The organism is Mesorhizobium sp. P5_C1 (assembly GCF_054049815.1).
In genome coordinates, this window is the sequence record NZ_JBFULQ010000733.1 from 1 (window position 1) to 2,206 (window position 2,206).

At 59.1% G+C, this 2,206-nt stretch carries 4 protein-coding genes and 1 pseudogene; 1 reads left to right on the forward strand and 4 read right to left on the reverse strand.

All coding sequences use genetic code 11. From position 1 onward, the window contains the following. The 3 genes and pseudogenes from ACXJ7R_RS30545 to ACXJ7R_RS30555 all read right to left on the reverse strand — a co-directional run. Window positions 1-530: ATP-dependent DNA ligase (locus ACXJ7R_RS30545; RefSeq protein WP_457155065.1), on the reverse strand; the 530-nt coding region annotated here is incomplete at its 3' end. A 596-nt stretch (window positions 531-1,126) separates the two neighbouring features. Continuing rightward, window positions 1,127-1,360: a hypothetical protein gene (locus ACXJ7R_RS30550; protein ID WP_457155068.1), complete on the reverse strand. Its 234-nt coding sequence runs from the start codon at window positions 1,358-1,360 to the stop codon at window positions 1,127-1,129. Window positions 1,361-1,391: 31 nt separating this feature from the next. Continuing rightward, a pseudogene (locus ACXJ7R_RS30555) lies at window positions 1,392-1,595 on the reverse strand (ATP-dependent DNA ligase); the annotation flags it as partial. A gap of 23 nt (window positions 1,596-1,618) precedes the next feature. Between ACXJ7R_RS30555 and ACXJ7R_RS30560 the strand changes: the two are divergent. Continuing rightward, window positions 1,619-1,789, forward strand: a complete 171-nt coding sequence (locus tag ACXJ7R_RS30560; protein ID WP_457155066.1) for an ATP-dependent DNA ligase — start codon at window positions 1,619-1,621, stop codon at window positions 1,787-1,789. A gap of 133 nt (window positions 1,790-1,922) precedes the next feature. On the opposite strand, the gene ACXJ7R_RS30565 is transcribed toward ACXJ7R_RS30560, so the two are convergent. Next, window positions 1,923-2,177, reverse strand: a complete 255-nt coding sequence (locus tag ACXJ7R_RS30565) for a hypothetical protein (protein ID WP_457155067.1) — start codon at window positions 2,175-2,177, stop codon at window positions 1,923-1,925. Window positions 2,178-2,206 lie beyond the last annotated feature (29 nt).

The following is a 2,206-nucleotide window of genomic DNA, read 5'->3' on the forward strand; positions in this document are numbered from 1 at the left end:
ATGCCGAGCAGCTCGTATTCGTCGATCGTGTAGCATTTCGCCTTCAGCCAGCTCGTCGACGGGCCGCTGCCGTATTTGCTATCGCGCCGCTTGGACACCATCCCCTCAAGCCCGGCCTGGTCCAGCAGATGAAAGATCGCCTTGGCATCGCCTGGCAACGCTTGGCTGAACTGGATACGGCCGCCGTCCGGGATCATCTCGGCCAGGATCTCACGTCGATCTTCTACCGGCATGACGCGCAGGTCGTGGCCATTGTGATGCAACAGGTCGAAGGCGACGAAAAAAGGGTCATGCTGGCGGCGAGTGATCGCCTTGCGCTGTTCGCCGAAGTCGGACAGACCGGCGTCGTTGAGCACGATGATCTCGCCGTCGATGATGGCGCTTTCGGCTCCAGCGTCTCCGCSTCTTTCACTAGRTCKCGATACTTGGCCAGTCGTGGCCRTTGCGCGTGTARATCCYGGTGCCGTCTTCGTSGATGAYGAGCTGCGAGCGGKAGCCGTCGAACTTGACTTCGTGCATCCAGCCGTCACCCTCGGGAGGCTTCTCCACCAAGGTCGGCATCAAAGGCTCGACGAACTCTTGACGCATGAACTGACCCGCAACCGGGGGTATTCAATTAGCATGCGCTAAAATGGTTCCGCAACTTTTTAGGCAAATTGAATGTTTGACGGTGATGACAAAGCTAACCGAACTCGGCCCGCCCATTCCCGGCAACGTCATGCCGGCGAACCTAATGATAAGCGGAGAGAATTTCTATCCCTGCCCAGCCTGTGGCCAGTTGGTCGATATTCGGGATCTTCGGCAAATCATTTGGCATGAAAGGCCTGGGCATAAACCGCTCGATCTCAGACATGAACGCAAAAAGCCGCCATGGCGCGATGGCTAGAACSAAACTTTCCAARCAGCTTTCAGAGGCTSAAATCGASCGCTTYCTGGTGGAGGCGGAACGRCTTCATAAGAGCATCGTCCAGCTGTCGAGGATCGTTCGATAGAGGCCCTGCTGCCACGGCGAATGCCGTAATTCCGTCTGGCGATGACAATTTTCATATCTGCCTACACCCGACCGAGGAGCACGAAAACTGCTTTTTCGCGCCAGCACAAGCGCCGTAGGCCTGCGCCCCAAACCTCAATTTTCTTCCCGAAAATCCTGCAGCGAGGCATGCCGCAGATCGTCCTCGCCGCGCAAGTGCTTCACTCGGCCGATCAGGCCCGGCTTGACCCATTGCGTGGCCGGCCGCTTCATGCCCTTGGGAGGCGGTCCTGCGTGCTCCTGGACTCGCTTCCATAGCCGTTCGCGGACGGCGCGGCTGGAGTTGATGAAGGCAGAACCGACATACTTGCCGGTTGCCCGATCGGCCATCAACGCGAAGGCTGGCTTGCCGTCTCGCGCTTCGTAGCGCGGCGAAGTCAGATAAGCCGGCGTCGTTCAGAACGATGATCTCGCCGTCGATGATGGTGGCGCTTTCCACATCGAGCAAGGCGGCAGCGGCGGCTAGATCGCGATACTCCGACGTCCAGTCGAGCCCGCAGCGGGTGAAAATGCGGACGATGTGGCCGTCGAGAACGATCTGGGAGCGGTAGCCGTCGAACTTCACCTCGTGAATCTAGCCGGAAGGCGATCACTCGGCGCCAGCAAGACCTCTATTTCGTCGCCTTCGAYCTYCTGCACCTSAASGGCCACGAYCTRCGCGACATGCCTCTKGARGACCGKCGCGAGATCCTGGCCGAGATGATCCCGAAGGGAGGTCACATCCAATTCAGCGTCGCCCTCGGGGAGGCTTCTCCATGAACTTCAAACGCATGAACTGTCTCGCAAGCCGCGCTTCAATTAGCATGCGCTAAAATGGTTCCGGAACAWTTTAGRCRAATTGRATRAGATGACCCGGCTCTCGCGMTCGAGSAGCCGGGCCATAGGGCTAAGATCAGTAGTCGTTGTTGTTGTCGTCCTGCTGGATGATGACGTGGCGATGCCGATGCATCGGACGGTCGGCCGAGCCCRTGATGACGACCGCATCGCGGCCGCCGTGATGCCGGCGCTGCCAGGCGCGCTGGCCATTGTCGTAAAACGCCTGCTCRCCATGATGGCGGTGATGGAGACGCTGTCCGTCCCGATAGATGTCGCGACCGCTTTGGTTCCGYTGCCACGGCGCGTCGCTCCTGAACAAAAAGCCCGCCACCTTGGGTAAAAGGTGACGGGCTCCAAAGT

Coding starts and splice junctions, on each gene's coding strand:
- ACXJ7R_RS30550 (WP_457155068.1), bottom strand. CDS start 1,360: ATGGCCGATCGGGCAACCGGCAAGTATGTCGGTTCTGCCTTCATCAAC.